Below are 23,211 nucleotides of genomic sequence, written 5' to 3' on the forward strand. Positions count from 1 at the left end.
TCAGACGACATGGATACCGTTCTGCACCCACAGGTGCTGGCTTGGATCCTCCTGGGCCGTGTATTGGTTATAGTCGATGCCGTCGGCGGTTTGGTTTCCGACCAGCGCCCAGTTGTCCGTCATGTGAACCGAGTCGTTTTCATCCCCCTTGATGACCAGTGTGTCGGTGCCGGTTTCGGTGATCGCAACCACGTCCGCCAGGTTCAGGGTCAGCGCCACCGAACTGGTGTCGTTGAGGTCGATCACTTCGATGTCATGCACCCGCCCGGCCAGGTTACCCAGGTCGATGCTGGCATCACCGCCGCCCCACAGCAGGGTGTCGGTACCGGTGCCGCCATCGACGCTGGCGAAGTTCTGGTCGACCACCACCAAGGTGTCGTCGCCCGCCCCCCCTTGCAGGGTGATGTGGCCGCCCTGGCTGCCATCGAGGTGGTCGTTGCCGTCGGTGCCGGCGATCACTTCGCTGGAGGCCGCCGCCGCGATACTGGCCAGTGCCACACCTTCGTCGCCGGTGTCGGCCAGCAGCGAGCTGGTGGCGGTGAAATTGGCGGCGTTGTCCAGGTTGATGGTGAGGTTGGCGGTGTCGGTGGTGCCGTTGGGGTGGGTCAGTTCGTAGGTGAAGGTTTCATGCTGGCCGATCACCGCATTGGTCAGCCCGGCGTCGAGGGTGTAGGTGTAGCTGCCATCGGCGTGCACCAGCAAGGTGCCGTAGTTGCCCTCCACACTGACCCCGTTGTAGCCCGGGATGGTGTAGGTATTGGCCGCCGTCATCACACTCAGCACGGTCAATGGCGAGCCGACGTTGTCGTCGGTCAACAGGTTGCCGGTGACTGCGGTGGCGCCGCTGACCACGAACTCGGTCAGGTGCGTGGTAGTGGCGTTGACGCTGGTGGTGATCGAGCTGGCCAGGCCGATGCCGCCTGCGGTGACACGTATTTGGTAGGCGCCGGCGCCTTGGTTCTGGAACGTGTAGCCGGCACCGCCGCCAAGCAGGCTGATCAGTGAGCCGCCACCGACCGACTGCACCAGCACGTACTGGCCGGTAGCCGGGTTGAGTTTGAGCAGGTCGAGGGTGGTGCCATTGAGCAGGCTCAACAGGTTGGTGGAGTTGACTACCACTTGCAGGTTGGCCGTGGTGTCGGCGGCAACGCTAGTGTCGTAGAGGGCCTGGCGTGAACCAATCAATGGCAAGCGGAGCGTGCCTAGCGTGTCACTGTTGGTGTCTACCCGGTTGGCCAGGGTGAGGTGGCTGGTACCGGCATCGTTGACCGCGTCGACCACCGTGGCCGGTGCGCCGTAGTTGCTGTCGCTCCAGATTTCCGTGGCTTGTGGGCTGTCGATGCGCACATACAGGTTGGCGGCATCGGACGCGCCGTTGGCATGCAGCAGCTGGTAGCTGAACACATCGACCTTGCCGACGCTCGATGGGCTGCCGTTAGGCGTGTAGGTGTAGCTGCCGTCGCCGCGGATCACCAGGGTGCCGTACAAGCCCTGCACCGTGGTGGCGCTGCCCGCCGAGACATAGCTGCCGTCCTTCATGACCTGAAGGACGGCGGCGCTGTCCGGGCCAAGGGCGTCGACGGCGCCGTCGGTGCCGACGTCAGTGATGACGTTCCCCGATGTTGCCGTGCCGGTGCCGGTGAACTGCGTGAGGCTGGTGGTTTCGATGTCCAGCGTGGTGGTCACGTTGGTAATCAGGCCGATGCCGCCACTGCCGACGGTCAGGCGATAGTCCCCCGCCTGCAGCACGCCGATATCGACGCGGATGCCCTGGCCCAGCGGCAGCAGGATCAGGTCGAGCAGGCCTTGGCTGGTGCCTGTGGCCAAGGTCACCCAGTTACCGTCAGCGTTCTTCACCTGCAGGGTGAAGGTCGTGTTGTCGAGCAGCGACAGCGCGCTGCTGGTGTTCAGGGTCAGCGTCGGGTCCACGGTGGTACCGGCACCTACCGTCCAGGTGTAGGTCTTGGTGAAGCCCGCCAGCAAGGTCGTGAAGCTGTCCTGATAAGTCCGCGAGCTGACCACCGGTGCCAGGTTGACCTCGGCGGTCACCAGGTTGTCGCTGGCGATCACCGGGGCATTGGCGTCGACGTCGGGCGCGGTGATGTTGACGTTGCCGGACACGTTGCCGCGCCCGTCGCTGAGGGTGACCGACAGCAACTGGCCATTATCCTGAGGTGGGCTCAGGGCCACGGTGAAGTTGCCGTCCGGTTGCACCACCGCCGTCTGCAGCACGGTGCCGTTGGCACTGCGCACGGTGACGGTGGCACCCACCTCGCCACTGCCGGTGAGGCTGCTGCCGTCGGCGCTGATAACCAGGTTGCTGGCGGCCGCTGGTGGGGTCAGGTCAGGTGCGGTAAGCGCGGTGCCGGTTGAGGCATTACCCGCACCGTCGGTGAGGGTGACGCTCAGGGCCTGGTTGTCGATCTGCGCCGCAGTCAGGCTGACCACGAACAGGCCGTTGCTGCCCACTGTTGCAGTGCCCAGCACGGTGCCTGCGCTGTTGCGCACGGTGACGGTGCTGCCGACCTGGCCAGAGCCGCTGACGGCCGTGCCGTTGGCGTTGATGGTTGCCAGCGGCGCTGCCGGTGGCGTGGTGTCCGGCGCCGTCAGGCTGATGCTGGCGGACAGGTTGCCGGACGGGTCGGACTGGCGTACGACCAGCAATTGCCCATCATTTTGCGCTGTGGTCAGGGTGATGGTGAAGGTACCGTCGGGTTGCACCACGGCCGAGCCGAGCGGGCCGCTCGGGCCTTGCACGGTCACGGTTGCACCGGCCTCGCCACGCCCTGTGAGCTCGGTACCCGTGCCGTTGATGACCACGTTGGTAGGCGCAACAGGCGGCTGTACATCGATAGCCGTGAAGCTGGTGCTGCCAGACGCGTTGCCGGTCGTATCGGCCTGGCTCACGGCCAATACCTGGCCATTGAGCTGCGGCGTGATCAGGTTGATGCTGAACACGCCACCGGCATTCACCACCCCGGTGCCGAGCACGTTGTTGGCGGCGTCGCGCACGGTCACCGTAGCATTGGCCTCACCGGTACCGGTGAGTACCAGGCCATTGGCGGACAGGCCGGTCACCAGCGGGTTGGCCGGTGGCGTGATGTCGGCGGCCTGGACGAAGGTCGGTTGCGATTCGCCGCCCACCAGTGCCACTGCCGTCACGCTAAGGTGCTGGCCGTCGAGCTGCGCCGTGTCCAGTTGCAGGGTGAAGGTGCCATTGAGTGTGGCCCCGCCCGTGCCGATCAGGTTGCCTGCGGCATCGTACACGCGGATGCCGACACCGCTCGGCGCGTTGCCCGACAGGGTCAGGCCGTCGCTGCCCAGGGTCACGTTGGTGGGCGGCACTGGCGGTGCCAGCAGTGGCGTGATATAGGTCGCGACCGCCGAGGTGTTGAAGCCGTCAGACTGCGTCACCGCCAACGTGGCAAGGCTGCCGGCTGCCGGCACCAGGGTTACCTGGAAGTTGCCGGCAGCATCCACCTCGCCAGTGCCCAGCACGATGCCGCCGCGGCTGACGGTGACCGTCGCATTGGGTTCGCCTTTACCGGTCAGCACGTTGAAGGTGTTGTTGATGGCCATGTCCGTGACCACCGCAGGCGGCGAGGTGTCGTTGGTCTGGTAGCTGGCAGGCAGCGAGGCGTTGCCGGCATCGTCGGTGGACACAACGGTCAGCAGTTGGCCATTGTTCTGGGCCGGGTTGAGGGTGACGGTGAACTGGCCGTTCTCAGGTACCTCCACCGTGCCAACCACCGCGTTGTTCGGCCCGCGAACGGTGATGGTGGTGCCTGCTTCGGCAGTACCCGTCATCGAGGTGCCGGCCGGGTTGAGCAACAAGTCGGTCGGTGGTAGCGGTGGCGTCAGGTCCGGTGCGGTCACTTGCAGTGGCGCGGACGGGTTGCCGGTGGCGTCCTGGGCGATGAGGGTCAGGGTTTGGCCGTTGATCTGCGCAGCGTTCAGGTCGAGCACGAAGGTGCCGTCCGGGTCGACTGTCACCTGGCCAAGCAGGTCGCCATTGTTGTTTACCACGGTGACGCGGGCGCCGGCTTCACCGGTACCAACCAGCTGGGTGCCGCTGTCGTTGATCACGGCGATCACTGTGGCTGGCGGGGTAATGTCAGCTGCGGTGGTCGTGCTGATCGGCGAGACGTTGCCGCGCGGATCGGTCAGGGTCACTTGCAGCACCTGCCCGTCAAGCTGCGCCGAGCTCAGGTCGACCACGAACTTACCGTCGGCACCGACCTCGATGGTACCGATCTGGGTGATGCCGACATAGACGCGAACGGTAGCGCCCGCTTCGCCGATGCCGCTGAGCTGGTCGCCCGCCACGTTGAGCCGCAGCTCGGTCGCAGGCGCTGGTGGCGTGAGGTCGGGCGCCAGGATGTTGACCGGCGCACTGATATTGCCGGGTGGGTCGGCCTGCTGTACCGACAGCGGTTCGCTGTTGATCTGCGCGGGGGTCAGCTCGACGCGGAAGCTGCCGTCGGCCTGCACGGTGCCAAAGCCCAGCACGGTGCCTGCAGTGTTGCGCACGGTGACGGTTGCCCCGGCTTCGCCCAGGCCGGTCACCACGCTGCCGTCGACACTGATGTCGACCTCGGTGAGCGCGGCGGGCGGGGTGAAGTCTGGGGTCTGCAGGGTGGCCACCGCCGATACGTTGCCGGCAGCGTCGGTCTGGGTGAAGCTGAGCAGCTCGCTGTTACCCAACGCCGGGGTGAGGGTGACGGTGAAATGCCCGCTGGCGTCGACCGTGGCCCTGCCGACTTCATCGCCATTCGGCGCGGTGACGATGACCTCTGCCCCAACCTCGCCGCGGCCGGTGAGGGTGATGCCATCGCTGGAGATGGCAAGCTCGGTTGGTGCGGCTGGTGGCGTGGTGTCGGGCGCGGTGATGGCACTGGCATCCGACTGGTTGCCGGCGGCATCGATCAGCACCACTTGCACCTGCTGGCCGTTGGCCTGCGGCGTACCGAGGTCTACCTGGAAGCTGCCGTCGCCACGCACGACCGCGGTGCCGAGCACGCTGCCATCGGCAGCCAGCACGCGGACAGTGGCGCCCGCTTCGCCGGTACCGTTGAGCAGGCTGCCGCCCCCGGCGAAGGCCAGGTTCTCGGCGGCATCGGGTGCCACGCGATCAGGCGCGGTGAGGCTGATGCTGTTGGACTCGTTGCCGGCAACATCGGACTGGCTGGCGCTGAGCTGTTCGCCGTTGATCTGCGCGCTGCCAAGGCCAATGCTGAAGTTGCCATTGACATCGACCAGACCGGTGCCGAGATCGATGCCGCCTTCACCGATCACGGTGACGGTGGCACCCGGCTCGCCGCGGCCACTGAGCACCAGCCCGTCGCTGGACAGCACGACATTGGCCAGTGGCAACGGTGCGGTGGTGTCGGGCGCTTGCAGGCTGGCCGGCAGCGACGTGCTGCCGTCGGTGCCTACGGCGCTGACTTGCAGCACTTCGCCGTTGGCCTGGGCGCTACCGAGGTTGACCGTGAAGGTGCCGTCGTTGGCGACCGGGGCGGTACCCAGCAGTACGCCATTGGGGCCATACACATTCACCGTGCTGCCTGGGGTTGCCGTGCCGGTCACTGCCAGGCCATCGGCAGCCAGTACCAGGTTGTCGGGTGTATCCGGCGCCAGCACGCCCGGCGCGGTGACGGTTTGCGCAGGCGAAACGTTCTGCGCGGCATCGGCCTGCACCACGCTGAGGCTTTCGCCGGTAATGGCAGCCGGTGACAGGGCCACGCTGAAGTGGCCATCGGCCCCGACGGTGGCGGTGCCTAGCACGCTACCGTCCGGTGCGCGAACGGTGACTGTGGCGTTGGCTTCACCGGTGCCGGTGAGGGTCGCGCCATTGGCCGCTACAGCAAGGTTGGTCACGACGGCAGGTGGCGTGGTATCGGCTGCGGTGTAAGGCGCGGCTGGCGACACGTTGCCTGCGGCATCGGTGGCGGTTACCTGCACGGTCTGGCCGTTGGTCTGGGCACTGTTCAGGGTGACCTGGAAGGTGCCATTGCTGCCGGCCACTGCAGTGCCGAGCACGTTGCCTGCGGCATCGCGCACGGTCACGGTGCTGCCCGCTTCTGCGTTACCGGTCAGTTGCAGGCCGGTGGCAGCCAGGGCCAGGGTGGTCGGTGCCGGTGGTGGGGTGAAGTCCGGCGCGGTGACTGCCACTGCAGTAGAGGTGTTGTTGCCCGCGTCGGTTTGGGTCACGCTCAAGTGCTGGGCGTTGAGCTGTGCATTGTCGAGCGTCAGTGTGAAGCTGCCGTTGGCGGCCACCAGCCCGGTGCCGATGATGGTGCCATCCGGGCCGCGCACGGTCACGGTGGCGCCTGCTTCACCGAGGCCGCTCAGGGTCAGGCCGTTGTTGTTCAGCACCACATTGGTCAGCGGCGCGGGTGGGGTCAGGTCAGGGGTGCTGACGTTGACTGCCGTCGAGGTATTGCCAGCAGCATCCACTTGCGTGACGCCGATGGCCTGGCCGTTGGCCTGCGGTGTGTCGAACACCACCGTGAAGCGCCCATCGGCCCCGACCACGGCGGTGCCGAGCACGATGCCGGCGGCATTGCGGACCTGGACCGTGGCGCCCACTTCACCGCTGCCCGACAGCTGCCGGCCGTCCTGGCTGAGGACGGGGTTGCTGATGGCGGCAGGCGGTGTGCGGTCTGGCGTCGCCATGCTGGCCGGGCCAGACACGTTACCCGCAGCATCGCTGAGCGTGACCTGCAGGGGGCTGCCGTCGGTTTGCGCGCTCGGCAGGGTGATCTGGAACTGGCCGTTCTGGTTGACGGTGCCGGTGGCCAGGATCGCGCCGCTGGCATCACGCACGGTGACGTTGGCACCGGCTTCGCCTTCGCCGCTGAGCACGGTGGCCGCGCTGTTCAGGCTGAGGTTGTTGGCTGCCAGCGGCGCCTGCAGGTCAGGTGCCTGCAGGGTGGCCGCGAGCGAGACGTTACCCGCGCCATCGACCTGGGTGACGATCAGGTTTTGCGCATTGGCCAGCGCTGGCGCGAAGCTGATGCTGAACAAGCCATTGCTGCCGACGGTCGCGGTGCCAAGCACGTCGCCCTGGGCATTGACCACGCGAACGGTCGCACCCACTTCGCCCTGGCCGGTCAGCGTGCTGCCGGTACGGTCGATGGCAACCTGGGTCGGCGCATCCGGCGCTGTGCTGTCGTTGGCCACGAGGGTGGCCGGTACCGACGGATTGCCATCGACCGAGGTGCGAGCGGTGACCACAAGGGTCTCGCCATTGAGCTGGGCATTCTGGAAGAACACCCGGAAGGTGCCATCGCTGCCAACCGTCGCCGTGCCCAGGGTGGTGCCGCCGGCGGTCACGGTGATCAGCGACCCGACGGTGCCCTGGCCGATCAGCAGGAAGCCATCGGCGCTGAGGGCGAGGCCGCTTGGAGTGGCGGCTTCGGTGCCATCCGGGCCGTCCAGCGAGACCGGGGTGGACTCGTTGCCGGCAGGGTCGATCACCACCACGTCGACGGTTTCACCCGCCGTCAGTGGTGGGCTGACCGGTACCACGAAGGTGCCGTCCGGGCCCACGGTTTCGCTGCCGCGCTCGCTGCCGTCCGGGTTACGGATGACCACCGTGCTGCCAGGTTCGGCGCCCCCTCCGACAATGCTGCCATCCGGGTTGACGGTAACCCCCGTGGCCGGGAGCGGGTCGGTGGTGTCGGGTGCGGTGATGGTGATCGGCGCGGAGCCGTTGTTGGCGCCGTCGGTGACGACCACGGTCACGCTTTCGCCATTGGTCTGCGGGGTCGGCAGCGTCACGCTGAAGCTGCCGTCGGGGTTCACCGGCTCGGTGGTTTCGTTGCCGTCCGCGTCCCGCACCGTCACCGAAGTGGCGCCTGGCGCGTTGCCGGTAACGGTGGTGCCATCCGGGCTGACCACCACGTCGGTGGGCAGTGCTGGCGGCGTGACGTCCGGTGCGATGATCTGGGTAGGCAGGGATTGGTTGCCAGCGGCGTCGGTCAAGGTCACGTCCAGCGCCTGGCCATCGAGCTGCGCAGGCGCCAGCGGTACTGTGAACAGGCCGCCAGCCGGTACTACCACACTGCCCACCAAGGTGCCGTCGGGGGTGCGCACTTCAACAGTCGAGCCCGCTTCGCCGGTGCCCTGGATCGCGTTGCCGCCGGGGGTGATGGAGAGCCCGTCCGGTGCGGTAGGGGCGGTGCTGTCATCGGCGGTGAAGGTGGCCGATGGCGATGCATTGCCTTCGCTGTCGATCAGTACTACCGACAGCACTTCGCCGTTGGTCTGGGCGGGCGTGAGGGTAACGCTGAAGGTGCCGTCCTCGCCCACCGGGAGGGTGCCCAGCAGGTCGCCGGCTGCGTTGCGCACTTCCACGGTGCTACCCGGTTCGCCCTGGCCACTGAGTACCGTGCCTTCGGGGTTCAGGCCCAGGCCTTGCGCCGCTGCCGGTGCTTCGAGGTCAGGCGCGGTCACGGTGCCAGGCGTCGAATCATTGCCGGCGCCGTCAGCCTGGGTGACGGACAGGGTCTGCCCGTTGAGTTGTGGCGGGTCGATGCTTACGCGGAAGCTGCCGTCGGCCTCGACCACGGCGGTGCCCACAATCGCGCCGGCCGTGCCGGTGACGGTAACCTGCGCACCCGGCTCGCCGGTGCCGCTAAGGGTGCGGCCATCGCCCGACAAGGTGAGGCCTGTCGGGGTGTCTGGCGCTTCGCTGTCCGGTGCCGGCAGGGTGACGGCGGTGGACAAGTTGCCGGTGGGGTCACGTTGCTCCACGGTCAGTGCCTGGCCGTTGGTTTGCGGCGTGTCCAGGGTGATTTCGAAGGTGCCGCCCGCACCGACCACGACGCTGCCCAGTACGGTGCCGTCCGGCCCCCGCACGATGACCGTGGCATCGGGTTCACCGGTGCCGGTGACGGTGGTGCCTACGTCATCGATGGCGACGCCAGTGACCTCTTGCGGTGGCGTGGTATCGGGCGCTGTGAAGTCGACCGGGCCTGCGCTGTTGCCCAGGTTATCGGTGGCTTCCACGGTCAGGCTTTCGCCATTGCGCTGCGGCTGGTTGAGGGTGACGTCGAAGCGGCCGTCGGCAGCCACCGTGGCGGTTCCCAGCACGGTGCCGTCCTCGGCGCGCACGGTCACGATCGAACCGCTCTGGCCCTGCCCGGTGAGGTGGATGCCGGCGGTATCGATGGCCAGGCCCGAAGGCTGCAGCGGGCCATCCAGGTCAGGCGCATTGACGGTTGCGCTGGAGGTGTTGCCTGCGGGGTCGCGCAGTACCACGTCCAGTTCCTGGCCGTCGGTTTGCGCGGGGGTCAGGATAACGCTGATGACGCCGTTGTCGCCGACCTGGGCATTACCCAGCACATCGCCCTGGGCGTTGATGACCTGCACGGTGGTGCCTGGCTCGCCGCGCCCGGTGAGGACGCTGCCATCGGCGCTGAGCTGCAGGTCGCTGGCCTGGTTGGGCGGGGTGATGTCGGGTGCGGTGATCTGGGCCGGCAGCGAGCTGTTGCCATCGGCATCGACGGCGACCACATCAAGCACTTCGCCGTTGGCCTGAGCAGGTGTCAGGCCGATGGTGAAGGTGCCGTCGGTGCCTGCCTGGACGCTGCCAATGACAGTGCCCTGGGCGTCGCGCACCTCAACTTGCGTGCCCGCTGGGGCAGTGCCGCTGATGGATGAACCGTCAGGCGCCAGCACCAGATCGCTCGGGCTTTCGGGCAGCGGTGCATCGGCAACGATGACGTCGATGCCCACCGAGGTGTTGCCAGCGGCGTCGGTTTGCACCAGTACGATCGACTCGCCAGCGGCCAATGGGTTGGCGAGGTCGATCACGAAGGTGCCATTCGGGGCCACCGTGCCGGTGCCGATGACAGTGCCACCGGCATCCCGCACTTCCACTTCGGCGCCGGCTTCGCCGCGACCGGACACGGCCAGGCTGCCAGCACCGGCGACGACGTCGGTGATGATCGCTGGCGCGGTGATGTCCGGTGCCACGTAGCTCAACGGCACCGAGGCATTGTCGGCGGCGTCGACCACGGTGATGGCCAGGGTCTCGCCATTGGCCTGGGCAGGGTTCAGGGTCAGGGTGAAGGTGCCGTCGGGCTCGACGATGGCGCTGCCGATCAAGTCGCCCAAGGCGTCACGTACGTTCACCCGCGCGCCCGGTTCGGCGCTACCGGTGAGGCTGTTGCCAGCGGTAAGCACCAGATCGGTGGGTTGCAGCGGGGCAACCTGGTCCGGTGTGGCCACCGAGCCTGGTTGCGAAACGTTGCCGGCGGCATCGGTCAAGGTCACTTGCAGGGACGAACCGTCTACAACCGCCGACGGCAGTTGCACGGTGAAGTCGCCGTCAGGGCCTACCGTGCCACTTTGCAGCAGTTGGCCCTGGTCGTTGCGTACCTCGACCGTCGCGCCAGGTTCGCCTCGACCAGAAACAGTGCGCCCGTCATCGCTGACCACCAGGTCGGTGGCCGGCTCTGGCGGCGTGGTATCGCCGCCGTTGTCGATATCCGGCGCGGTGACGGTGCCGGCTGTCGAGCTATTGCCCGTGGTATCGGTGGCAGTGACTTGCAGTTGTTCGCCATCGACTTGGGGTGGGGTAAGGGTGACGCTGAAGGCGCCGCTTGGGCCGACCAGCGTGCTGCCCAGCTCGGTGCCATCGGCTGCCAGCACCCGCACGGTGCTGCCGGCTTCGGCACGCCCGGTGACCACGCTGCCATCGGTGCTGACAGCGAGTTCGGTGGGCGTGTCGGGGGCGGTGATGTCCGGTGCGCTGACTTGTACCGGCAGGGACGATGCACCGGTGCTGTCGATGGCCACCACATCCAGCAGTTCGCCATTGGCCTGTGCGGGTGTGAGCACGACGGTAAAGGTGCCTTCGGCACCGACCACCACGCTGCCGACCAAGGTGCCGTTGGCATCGTACACTTCTACGCGGGTGCCGGTCTGGGCGCTACCGCTGATGCTGGTGCCGTCTTCAGCGACCACCAGCTCGCTTGGGCTGGTGGGTACGGTGGCCAGCGGCACATCGTATTGCAGGGCTTCAGAGGCATTGCCGGCCGCGTCGGTCTGGACCAGGCTCAGGCGTTCGCCCGGCTGCGCGGCGGGGTTGAGGTCGACCAGGAAGGTGCCGTTGGCAAGCACGGTACCGCTGCCCAGCAGGTTGCCATCGACGTCACGCACTTCGACGCTGGCCCCCGCTTCGCCGCGGCCACTGAGAGTCAGGCCGTCGGCACCGACCACGATGGTACTGACCGCTGCCGGTGGGGTGATGTCCGGGGCATCGAACTGCAGCGGAGCAGAGGTGTTGCCGGCGGCATCCACCAGGCGGATGTCGAGGGCTTCGCCATTGGCCTGTGCAGGCGACAGCGTAAGGCTGAAGCTGCCGTTGTCGTTGACCAGGCCCGTGCCGATCAGGTCGCCATCAGCGTCGTGGACCTGCACCGTGGCACCCGGCTCGCCGCTACCGGTCAAGGTCACGCCATTGGCCAGGGCCAGGCCGGTCGGTTGTTCGGGTGCCTGCAGGTCTGGCGAGATGACCGAGCCAGGTTCGGAGGCGTTGCCTGCGGCGTCGGTCAGTACCACTTGCAGGGTACTGCCGTCTTTGACGGCCGGGTCCAGGGTGAGCTGGAAGCTGCCATCCGGGTTGACCGTGCCGGTGGCCAGGAGAGTGCCCTCGGCATCGCGCACCTGCACGCTGGCACCGGCTTCGCCGCGGCCGTTGAGCTGGCTGCCGGCGAGGCCGATCACCAGGTTGGTTGGCGCCTCCGGTGGGGTGGTATCACCGCCGTCGATGTCCGGGGCCGTGACGGTTCCCGCCGTGGAGCTGTTGCCGGCGTTGTCGGTGGCCGTCACTTGCAACACCTCACCGTCGACCTGAGGTGGGTCGAGGGTGATGTTGAAGATGCCGGTCGGGCCAACCAGTGCACTGCCAAGTTCAGTGCCATCGGCCGCCAGGATCCGCACGGTGCTACCGGCTTCGGCACGCCCGGTGACCACGCTGCCATCGGTACTGACGGCAAGTTCGGTCGGTGTGGCGGGCGCGGTGATGTCGGGTGCGCCCACTTGCACTGGCAGCGACGATGCGCCGGTGCCGTCGATAGCCACCAGGTCGAGCAGCTCGCCGTTGGCTTGGGCCGGGTTGAGGATGACGGTGAAGGTGCCTTCGGCGCCGACCACCACGCTGCCGACCAGGGTGCCGTTGGCATCGTGCACTTCCACGCGCGTACCGGCTGGGGCGCTACCGCTGATGCTGGTACCGTCTTCGGCCACCACCAGGTCGCTTGGGCTGGCCGGCGCGGTGGTCAGGGGGACGTCGTATAGCAAGGCTTCGGAGGCGTTGCCGCTTGGGTCGGTCTGCATCAGGCTCAGTTGCGCGCCCGGTTGGGCAGCTGGCGCAAGGTCAATCAGGAAGGTGCCGTTTTCGCCAACGGTGCCGGTGCCGATCAGGTTGCCATCGGCGTCACGCACTTCGACGCTGGCTCCTGCTTCGCCCCGACCGCTCAGGGCCAGGCCGTCGGCGCCGACGACAATGTTGCTGACTGCCGCCGGTGGGGTGATGTCCGGGGCATCGAATTGCAGTGGGGTGGAGCTGTTGCCAGCGGCATCCACCAGGCGCACATCCAGCGCCTCGCCATTGGCCTGCGCAGGGAACAGTGTGAGGCTGAAGCTGCCGTTGTCGTTGACCAGGCCGGTGCCGATCAGGTCGCCAGCAGCATTGCGGACCTGCACCGTGGCGCCCGGTTCGCCGCTACCGGTCAAGGTCACGCCGTTGGCCAGGCCCAGGCCGGTCGGTTGCTCAGGGGCCAGCAGGTCTGGCGAGATGACCGAGCCGGGTTCGGAGGCGTTGCCTGCGGCGTCGGTCAGTACCACTTGCAGGGTGCTGCCGTCGTTCACGGCTGGGTCCAGGGTGAGCTGGAAGCTGCCATCCGGGTTGACCGTGCCAGTGGCCAGGAGATTGCCCTCGGCATCGCGCACCTGCACGCTGGCCCCGGCTTCGCCGCGGCCGTTGAGCTGGCTGCCGGCGAGGCCGATCACCAGGTTGGTCGGTGCCTCTGGTGGCGTGGTGTCACCGCCATCGATGTCCGGCGCTGTGACCGTGCCGGCTGTGGAGGTATTGCCCGCAGCATCGGTTGCGGTGACCTGCAGCACCTCCCCATCGACTTGCGGCGGGTCGAGGGTGATGTTGAAGGTGCCGGTCGGGCCGACCAGGGCAGTGCCCAGTTCGCTGCCGTCAGCGGCAAGAATACGCACGGTGCTGCCCGGTTCGGCGCGGCCGGTGACTGTGCTGCCGTCCGCGCTCACGGCGAGCTCGCTTGGGGCGGTTGGGGCAGTGATGTCCGGTCCTGCGATTTGCACAGGCAGGGACGACAAGCCCGTGTCATCGATGGCCACCACATCCAGCAGTTCGCCGTTGGCCTGGGCCGGGTCGAGGATGACGGTGAACGTGCCATCGGCACCCGCCACCACGCTGCCGACCAGGGTGCCGTTGGCATCATGCACTTCAACACGGGTGCCAGCCGGGGCATTACCACTGATGCTGGTGCCGTCTTCGGCCACTACCAAGTCGCTCGGGCTGGCCGGCGCGGTGGTCAGGGGTACGTCGTACAGCAGGGCTTCGGAGGCGTTGCCGCTTGGGTCGGTTTGCACCAGGCTGAGCTGCGCACCAGGCTGTGCGGCCGGGTCGAGGTCGATCAGGAAGGTGCCGTTGGCCAGTACCGTGCCGGTGCCAATCACATTGCCACTGGCATCGCGTACTTCAACGCTGGCACCCGCTTCGCCACGGCCGCTCAGGGTCAGGCCGTCGGCACCGACGACGATGTTGCTGACAGCGCCAGGTGGGGTGATGTCCGGAGCATCGAACTGCAGCGGGGTGGAGGTGTTGCCGGCGGCATCCTCCACGCGGACATCCAGTGCCTCGCCGTTTGCTTGAGCGGGGGCGAGGGTGACGCTGAACAGGCCATCCGCGCCCACCAGGGCGGTGCCGATCACCGTGCCCGCTGCATCGCGTACTTGAACAGTGGCGCCTGGTTCGCCGCGACCGGTAAGGGTCACGCCTTCGGCCAGGGCCAGGTCGGTGGGTTGTGCCGGCGGCAGCAGGTCTTGCGAGGCGACCGAACCCGGCTGTGAAACGTTGCCGGCAGCATCGGTCAGGGTCACTTGCAAGGTGCTGCCGTCGATGACGGCAGGGTCAAGCGCGATCACGAAGGTGCCATCTGCACCGACGGTTCCGGTCGCCAGCACATTGCCGGCGGCATCACGCACCTGCACGGTGGTGCCTGCTTCGCCGCGGCCGCTGAGCTGCGAGCCAGCGAGGCCGATCACCAGGTTGGTCGGCGCCTCCGGTGGCGTGGTGTCGCCGCCATCGATGTCCGGCGCGGTGACGGAGCTGGTTGTAGAAGTGTTGCCTGCGGCGTCGGTTGCGGTGGCTTGCAGGACTTCGCCATCGACTTGCGGCGGATCCAGGGTGATGTTGAACACGCCGGTCGGGCCGACCAGGGCAGTGCCCAGCTCGGTGCCGTCGGCAGCAACAATACGCACGGTACTGCCCGGTTCGGCGCGGCCAGTGATGACGGTGCCGTTGGCATTGACGGCCAATTCGGCAGGTGCAGCCGGTGCGGTGATGTCTGGCGAAGTGATCTGCGCAGGCAGGGACGACAACCCTGTGTCATCGATGGCGACCACGTCCAGCAACTCGCCATTGGCCTGGACCGGGCTGAGTTCGAGGGTGAAGGTGCCGTCGGCACCGGCAATGGCGCTGCCGACCAAGGTGCCATTGGCATCATGCACTTCCACGCGGCTGCCGGCTGGGGCGGTACCGGTGAGGGTGGTGCCGTCGGCATCGATGGCCAGCTCGCTCGGGCTGGCCGGCGCGGTGGTCAGCGGTACGTCGTATTCGAAGGCAACCGAAGCGTTGCCGCTCGGGTCGGTCTGTACCAGGCTTAACTGTTCGCCGGGTTGTACGGCCGGGTCAAGGTTGATAGTGAAGGTGCCATTGGCGCCCACCGTGCCGGTGCCGATCACATTACCGTCGGCATCGCGCACTTCGACGCTGGCACCCGCTTCGCCGCGACCGCTCAGTACCAGGCCGCCAGCGCCGATGACAATACCGCTTACGGCGGCAGGCGGCGTGATATCTGGGGCATCGAATTGCAGCGGGGTCGAGGTGTTGCCCGCAGCATCCGCCAGGCGGATATCCAGCGCCTCGCCGTTTGCTTGAGCGGGGGCGAGGGTGACGCTGAACAGGCCATCCGCGCCCACTAGGGCGGTGCCGATCACCGTGCCCGCTGCATCGCGTACTTGAACAGTGGCACCCGGTTCGCCGCGACCGGTAAGGGTCACGCCTTCGGCCAGGGCCAAGTCGGTTGGTTGTGCCGGTGGCAGCAGGTCTTGCGAGGCGATGGAGCCCGGTTGCGAAACGTTGCCGGCTGCATCGGTCAGGGTCACTTGCAGGGTGCTGCCGTCGATCACGGCAGGGTCAAGCGCGACCACGAAGGTGCCGTCTGCAGCCACGGTGCCGGTCGCCAGCACATTACCGGCAGCGTCACGCACCTGCACGGTGGTACCCGCTTCGCCACGCCCGCTAAGTTGGGTGCCGGCAAGGCCGATCACCAGGTTGGTCGGTGCACTCGGTGGTGTGGTGTCGACGCCGTCGATATCCGGCGCGGTGACGGAGCTGGCTGTCGAGGTATTGCCCGCAGCATCGGTCGCGGTAGCTTGCAACACTTCGCCATCGACCTGGGGCGGGTCAAGGGTGATGCTGAAAATACCGGTCGGCCCAACCAGGGCAGTACCCAGTTCAGTGCCGTCGGCGGCGACGATACGCACGGTGCTGCCCGGTTCGGCGCGGCCAGTGATGACGGTGCCGTTGGCATTGACGGCCAATTCGGCAGGTGCGGCTGGTGCGGTGATGTCCGGCGCAGTGATCTGCGCAGGCAGGGACGACAAGCCCGTGTCATCGATGGCCACCACATCCAGCAGTTCGCCGTTGGCTTGCGGCGGGGTGAGTTCCAGGGTGAAGGTGCCGTCGGCACCGGCAATGGCGCTGCCGATCAGCGTGCCATTGGCATCATGCACTTCCACACGGCTGCCGGCTGGGGCGGTACCGGTGAGGGTGGTGCCGTCGGCATCGATGGCCAGGCCGCTCGGGCTGGCCGGTGCGGTGGTCAGCGGTACGTCGTATTCGAAGGCCACCGAAGCGTTGCCGCTCGGGTCGGTCTGCACCAGGCTCAGCTGCTCGCCAGGTTGCACGGCAGGGTCGAGGTTGATGATGAAGGTGCCATTGGCGGCCACGGTACCGGTGCCGGTCACATTACCGTCGGCATCACGCACTTCGACGCTGGCCCCGGCTTCGCCGCGACCGCTCAGCACCAGGCCGCCAGCGCCGACGACAATATCGCTTACTGCGCCAGGCGGCGTGATATCCGGGGCATCGAACTGCAGCGGGGCCGAGCTGTTGCCAGCAGCGTCCAGTTGACGGATGTCCAACGCCTCGCCGTTCGCCTGAGCGGGGGCGAGGGTGACGCTGAACAGGCCATCGGCGCCGACCAGGCCGGTGCCGATCACGGTGCCTGCGGCGTCGCGAACCTGAACAGTGGCGCCTGGTTCGCCGCGACCGGTAAGGGTTACGCCTTCGGTCAGGGCCAGGTCAGTCGGCTGCGCCGGTGGCAGCAAGTCTTGCGACGCGACCGAGCCCGGTGGCGAAACGTTGCCGGCAGCGTCGGTCAGGGTGACTTGCAGGGTGCTGCCGTCAATCACGGCGGGGTCAAGCGCGATCACGAAGGTGCCGTCTGCACCGACGGTGCCGGTCGCCAGTACATTTCCGGCAGCATCACGTACCTGAACGGTGGTACCTGCTTCGCCGCGGCCGCTAAGCTGCGCGCCAGCGAGGCCGATTACCAGGTTGGTCGGTGCCTCCGGTGGCGTGGTATCACCGCCGTCGATATCCGGCGCGGTGACGGAACTGGTTGTCGAGGTATTGCCCGCAACGTCGGTTGCGGTGGCTTGCAGCACTTCGCCATCGACTTGCGGCGGAGCGAGGGTGATGTTGAACACGCCAGTCGGGCCGACCAGGGCAGTGCCCAGTTCCGTGCCGTCGGCGGCAAGAATACGCACGGTGCTGCCGGGTTCGGCACGGCCGGTGACGACAGTGCCGTCAGCGCTGACGGCCAGCTCACTCGGTGCGGCCGGTGCGGTGATGTCTGGCGCATTGATCTGCGCAGGCAGGGACGACAGCCCCGTGTCATCGATGGCGACTACGTCCAGCAGTTCGCCGTTGGCCTGGGCCGGGTTGAGTTCGAGGGTGAAGGTACCGTCGGCACCGGCAATGGCGCTGCCGATCAGTGTGCCATTGGCATCGTGAACTTCGACACGGCTGTCGGCCGGCGCGGTACCGGTGAGGGTGGTGCCGTCGGCGTCGATGGCCAGGTCGCTCGGGCTGGCTGGCGCGGTGATCAGGGGCACATCGTATTCAAAGGCAACCGAAGCATTGCCGCTCGGGTCGGTCTGCACCAGGCTTAGCTGTTCGCCAGGTTGTACGGCGGGGTCGAGGTCGATGATGAAGGTGCCATTGGCGGCCACCGTGCCGGTGCCGATTACATTGCCGTCGGCATCACGCACTTCAACACTGGCCCCGGCTTCGCCGCGACCGCTCAGCATCAGGCCGCCAGCGCCGACGACAATATCGCTTACTGCAGCAGGCGGCGTAATGTCCGGGGCATCGAACTGCAGCGGGGCGGAGGTATTGCCAGCAGCATCCACCAGGCGGATATCCAGTGCCTCGCCATTAGCTTGAGCCGGAGCAAGCGTCAGGCTGAAGCTGCCATCCGCATTGACCAGGCCGGTACCAATCACGTTGCCTGCGGCGTCACGCACCTGCACCGTGGCGCCTGGTTCGCCGCGACCGGTAAGGGTCACGCCTTCGGCCAGGGCCAGGTCGGTCGGCTGCGCCGGTGGCAGCAAGTCTTGCGAAGCGACCGAGCCCGGCTGCGATACGTTGCCAGCGGCGTCGGTCAGGGTGACTTGCAGGGTGCTGCCGTCGATCACGGCAGGGTCAAGCGCGATCACGAAGGTGCCGTCTGCAGCCACGGTGCCGGTCGCCAGCACATTGCCGGCGACGTCACGCACCTGCACGGTGGTGCCCGCTTCGCCACGGCCGCTGAGCTGAGTGCCGGCAAGGCCGATCACCAGATTGGTCGGTGCGCTCGGTGGCGTAGTGTCGACCCCGTCGATGTCCGGCGCGATGACCGAGCTGGTAAGCGAAGTGTTGCCAGCGGCGTCGGTCGCCGTGGCTTGCAGCGTTTCACCATCGACCTGAGGCGGGTTGAGGGTGATGTTGAACACACCAGTCGGGCCGACCAGGGCGCTGCCCAGTTCGGTGCCGTCGGCGGCAAGAATACGTACGGTGGTGCCCGATTCGGCGCGGCCAGTGATAACCGTGCCGTCAGCGCTGACAGCCAGCTCGCTCGGTGCGGTCGGCGCGGTGATGTCTGGCGCGGTGATTTGTGCAGGCAGGGACGACAGCCCCGTGTCATCGATGGCGACTAGGTCCAGCAGTTCGCCGTTGGCCTGGGCTGGATTGAGCTCGATAGTGAAGGTGCCGTCGGCACCGGCAATGGCGCTGCCGATCAGCGTGCCATTGGCATCATGCACTTCCACACGGCTGCCGGCTGGGGCGGTACCGGTGAGGGTGGTGCCGTCGGCATCGATGGCCAGGCCACTCGGGCTGGCGGGTGCGGTCGTCAGAGGGACATCGAACGCCACCACGGCCGACGCGTTGCCGCTTGGGTCAACCTGTACCAGGCTCAGCTGTTCGCCCGGTTGCGCAGCCGGGTCCAGGTTGATCAGGAACGTACCGTTGGCGCCGACTACACCGCGGCCAAGCAGGTTGCCATCGGCGTCGCGTACTTCCACGGTGGCGCCCGCTTCGCCACGACCGCCCAGTACCAGGCCGCCAGGGCCGACCACGATGTTGCTGACGGCATCCGGGGGGGTGATGTCTGGGACATTGAATTGCAGCGGAGCAGAGCTGTTGCCTGCGGCATCCACCTGGCGGATATCCAGCGCCTCGCCATTGGCCTGAGCTGGGGAGAGCGTCAGGCTGAAGCTGCCATCTGCGCCCACCAGGCCGCTACCAATCACGTTACCTGCGGCGTCACGCACCTGAACCGTGGCCCCTGGCTCGCCACGACCGGTAAGGGTCACGCCTTCGGCCAGGGCCAGGTCGGTCGGCTGCGCCGGTGGCAGCAGGTCTTGCGAAGCGACCGAGCCCGGCTGCGAAACGTTGCCAGCGGCATCGGTCAGGGTCACTTGCAAGGTACTGCCGTCGATCACGGCAGGGTCGAGCGCGATCACGAAGGTGCCATCTGCACCGACGGTTCCGGTCGCCAGCACATTGCCGGCGGCATCACGCACCTGCACGGTAGTGCCTGCTTCGCCACGACCAGTGAGTTGATGACCCGCGAGGCCGATCACCAGATCAAGGGGGGCGTCAGGCGGCGTGGTATCGCCGCCGTCGATGTCTGGAGCGGTGACTGAACTGGCTGTAGAGGTATTGCCTGCGGCGTCGGTAGCGGTGGCTTGCAGCACTTCGCCATCGACTTGCGGTGGATCGAGGGTGATGTTGAATACGCCGGTTGGGCCAACCAGGGCGCTGCCCAGTTCTGTACCGTCAGCGGCAAGAATACGCACGGTGCTGCCGGGTTCGGCGCGGCCGGTGACGACAGTGCCGTCAGCGCTGACGGCCAGTTCACTCGGTGCGGCCGGCGCGGTGATATCTGGCGCGGTGATCTGTGCAGGTAGGGACGACAGCCCTGTGTCATCGATCGCGACTACATCCAGCAGTTCGCCGTTGGCCTGTGCTGGGTTGAGCTCGATAGTGAAGGTGCCGTCGGCACCGGCAATGGCGCTGCCGATCAGCGTGCCATTGGCATCATGCACTTCTACGCGGCTGCCGGCTGGTGCTGTACCGGTAAGGGTGGTGCCGTCGGCAACGATGGCCAAGTCGCTCGGGCTGGCTGGCGCTGTTATCAGGGGCACATCGTATTCAAGAGCAACCGAAGTGTTGCCGCTCGGGTCGGTCTGCACCAGGCTCAAGTGCTCGCCGGGTTGAACGGCGGGGTCGAGGTTGATGATGAAGGTGCCATTGGCGCCCACGGTGCCGGTGCCGATCACATTGCCGTTGGCATCACGCACTTCGACGCTGGCCCCGGCTTCGCCGCGACCGCTCAGTACAAGGCCGCCACCGCCGACGACAATACCGCTTACTGCGGCAGGCGGAGTAATGTCCGGGGCATCGAATTGCAGCGGAGCCGAGCTGTTGCCAGCAGCATCCACCAGGCGGATATCCAGTGCCTCGCCGTTTGCTTGAGCGGGGGCGAGGGTGACACTGAACAGGCCATCTGCGCCCACCAGGCCGGTGCCGATCACCGTGCCCGCTGCGTCGCGAACTTGAACCGTAGCCCCTGGCTCGCCACGACCGGTAAGGGTCACGCCTTCGGCCAGGGCCAGGTCGGTGGGTTGTGCCGGTGGCAGCAGGTCTTGCGAAGCGACCGAGCCCGGCTGCGATATGTTGCCAGCGGCATCGGTCAGGGTCACTTGCAAGGTGCTGCCGTCGATCACGGCAGGGTCGAGCGCGATCACGAAGGTGCCATCTGCACCGACGGTGCCGGTCGCCAGTACATTACCGGCAGCATCACGCACCTGCACGGTAGTGCCTGCTTCGCCACGACCAGTGAGTTGATGACCCGCGAGGCCGATCACCAGATCAACAGGGGCGTCAGGCGGCGTGGTATCACCGCCATCGATGTCCGGCGCGTTGATGGAGCTGGCTGTAGAGGTATTGCCAGCGGCGTCGGTAGCGGTGGCTTGCAGCACTTCGCCATCGATTTGCGGCGGAGCGAGGGTGATGTTGAACACGCCGGTCGGGCCGACCAGGGTGTTACCCAGTTCCGTGCCGTCGGCGGCAAGAATACGCACGGTGCTGCCCGGTTCGGCGCGGCCAGTGATAACAGTGCCGTCAGCGCTGACAGTCAGTTCACTCGGTGCGGCCGGCGCGGTGATATCTGGCGCAGTGATCTGCGCAGGCAGGGACGACAAGCCCGTGTCATCGATGGCCACCACATCCAGCAATTCGCCATTGGCCTGGACCGGGCTGAGTTCGAGGGTGAAGGTGCCGTCGGCACCGGCAATGGCGCTGCCGATCAAGGTGCCATTGGCATCATGCACTTCCACGCGGCTGCCGGCTGGGGCGGTACCGGTAAGGGTGGTGCCGTCGGCATCGATGGCCAGGTCGCTCGGGCTGGCTGGCGCTGTTATCAGGGGCACATCGTATTCAAGGGCAACCGAAGCGTTACCGCTCGGGTCGGTCTGCACTAGGCTCAGGTGCTCGCCAGGTTGTACGGCAGGGTCGAGGTCGATCAGGAAGGTGCCGTTGGCCAATACGGTGCCGGTGCCAATCACATTGCCGTTGGCGTCGCGCACTTCAACCGTGGCACCCGGCTCGCCACGACCACTTAAGGCCACGCCTCCGGCACCGACGACGATGTTGCTGACGGCAGCAGGCGGCGTAATGTCCGGGGCATCGAATTGCAGCGGGGCGGAGGTGTTGCCAGCGGCATCCACCTGGCGGATATCCAGCGCCTCGCCGTTGGCTTGAGCGGGCGAAAGCGTCAGGCTGAAGCTGCCGTCTGCGCCCACCAGGGCGGTGCCAATCACGTTACCCGCAGCGTCGCGAACCTGCACGGTGGCGCCTGGTTCACCGCGACCGGTGAGGGTCACGCCCTCGGCCAGGGCCAAGTCAGTCGGCTGTGCCGGTGGCAGCTGGTCTTGCGAGGTAACCGAGCCTGGTTGCGAAACGTTGCCAGCGGCGTCGGTCAGGGTCACTTGCAAGGTACTGCCGTCGATCACGGCAGGGTCAAGCGCGATCACGAAAGTGCCGTCTGCACCCACAGTGCCCGTCGCCAGCACATTGCCGGCGGCGTCACGCACCTGCACCGTGGTGCCCGCTTCACCGCGGCCGCTGAGTTGCCGCCCGGCCAGGGCGATCAGCAGGTCGGTTGGCGCATCCGGCGGGGTAGTGTCGGGCGGTGTTTCGACATCCGGGGCCGTGATCCCGGCGGCTGGCGAAGTGTTGCCAGCCGCATCCTGGGCGGTCACTTCCAGGGCCTGGCCATCGGTCTGCGCAGGCTGTAAAGCAATGCTGAATTGCCCGTCGGCACCGGCCACCGCGCTGCCCAGCAGCACGCCACCGGCGCCCCGCACCGCTACCGTGGAGCCGGGCTCGGCACGGCCGGTGAGGGTTGTACCCTGTTCATTGATGGCAAGCTCGGTCGGCGCTACGGGGGCTGTTGCATCCGGGGCGGTAACACTGCCTGGGGCCGAGACATTGCCAGCGCCATCGGTCAGGGTGACTTGAAGGTTCTCGCTGTTGATCTGCGGGGGGCTAAGCGACACATTGAAACTGCCATCGGCACCCACCGTGCCGCTGCCGATCAGGTTGCCCGCAGCGTCGCGAATGTTCACCGTGGTGCCTGCTTCGCCACGCCCGGTCAGGCGCAGGCCATCGGGGGACACCAGCAGGTCGATGGGCGTGGCAGGGGCGGTGGTATCGCCCGGGTCCGAGCTGCCGCTGCTGCCACCGCCACTGCTGTCTGCAGCGGCCGCCGCGCCGCCGATACCCAGCAGGCTGAGCCCGGCAATCGCCCAGGTGGGCATCTCGCTACCGGCCACACCGATACCCGCGACCAGTTCATCCAGCGAAGCCACTTCGTCGAAGGTAAAGCCAGTGAATGCTGCTGCATCGTAGTTTGCATGCCACAGGGTGCCGTCTTCACCGACGAAGACGATGTCGCTGCCGACCCCCGCCTGATCCACGGCGAAGAAGTTGCCGATAGTGACCTTCTCGCCTGACTTCAAGGTAACGATCAGGTCTTGCCCGCGCTGGGTGACGGTTGCCACTTTATCGGGAGAAACCGGCATCTGCACGACGCCTGGCCCGTTGAGACTGACATTGCCCCAGGCACTCTGGGTGGCGACTGCGGATTGCTTATCGGCGACGACGATGTTGTCCATGGATGCTCCCTGCTGGTGTGCGGCTACACTGGCTCGACTTCGCGACCCAGGGCCGGCGCAACGTGAAAGAACGTGTTGCGCGCAGCCTCGACCATGACGGCCGTGATACCGGTGGTTAGGGAGATATAGCAGCCCAGCAGGAAGCAACCAGATGGC

At 67.0% G+C, this 23,211-nt stretch carries 1 protein-coding gene; it reads right to left on the bottom strand.

Annotation, left to right across the window (positions count from 1 at the left end; translation table 11 throughout):
- Positions 1 to 23,055 (bottom strand): BapA/Bap/LapF family large adhesin, encoded by a 23,055-nt coding sequence (locus tag HU770_RS00750; protein WP_186662898.1) that lies wholly within the window; start codon positions 23,053 to 23,055, stop codon positions 1 to 3.
- Positions 23,056 to 23,211 lie beyond the last annotated feature (156 nt).

It is taken from the genome of Pseudomonas sp. SWRI68, from assembly GCF_014269165.1.
In the GTDB taxonomy this organism is placed as follows: Bacteria; Pseudomonadota; Gammaproteobacteria; order Pseudomonadales; family Pseudomonadaceae; genus Aquipseudomonas; species Aquipseudomonas capeferrum.

Coding starts and splice junctions, on each gene's coding strand:
- HU770_RS00750 (WP_186662898.1), bottom strand. CDS start 23,055: ATGGACAACATCGTCGTCGCCGATAAGCAATCCGCAGTCGCCACCCAG.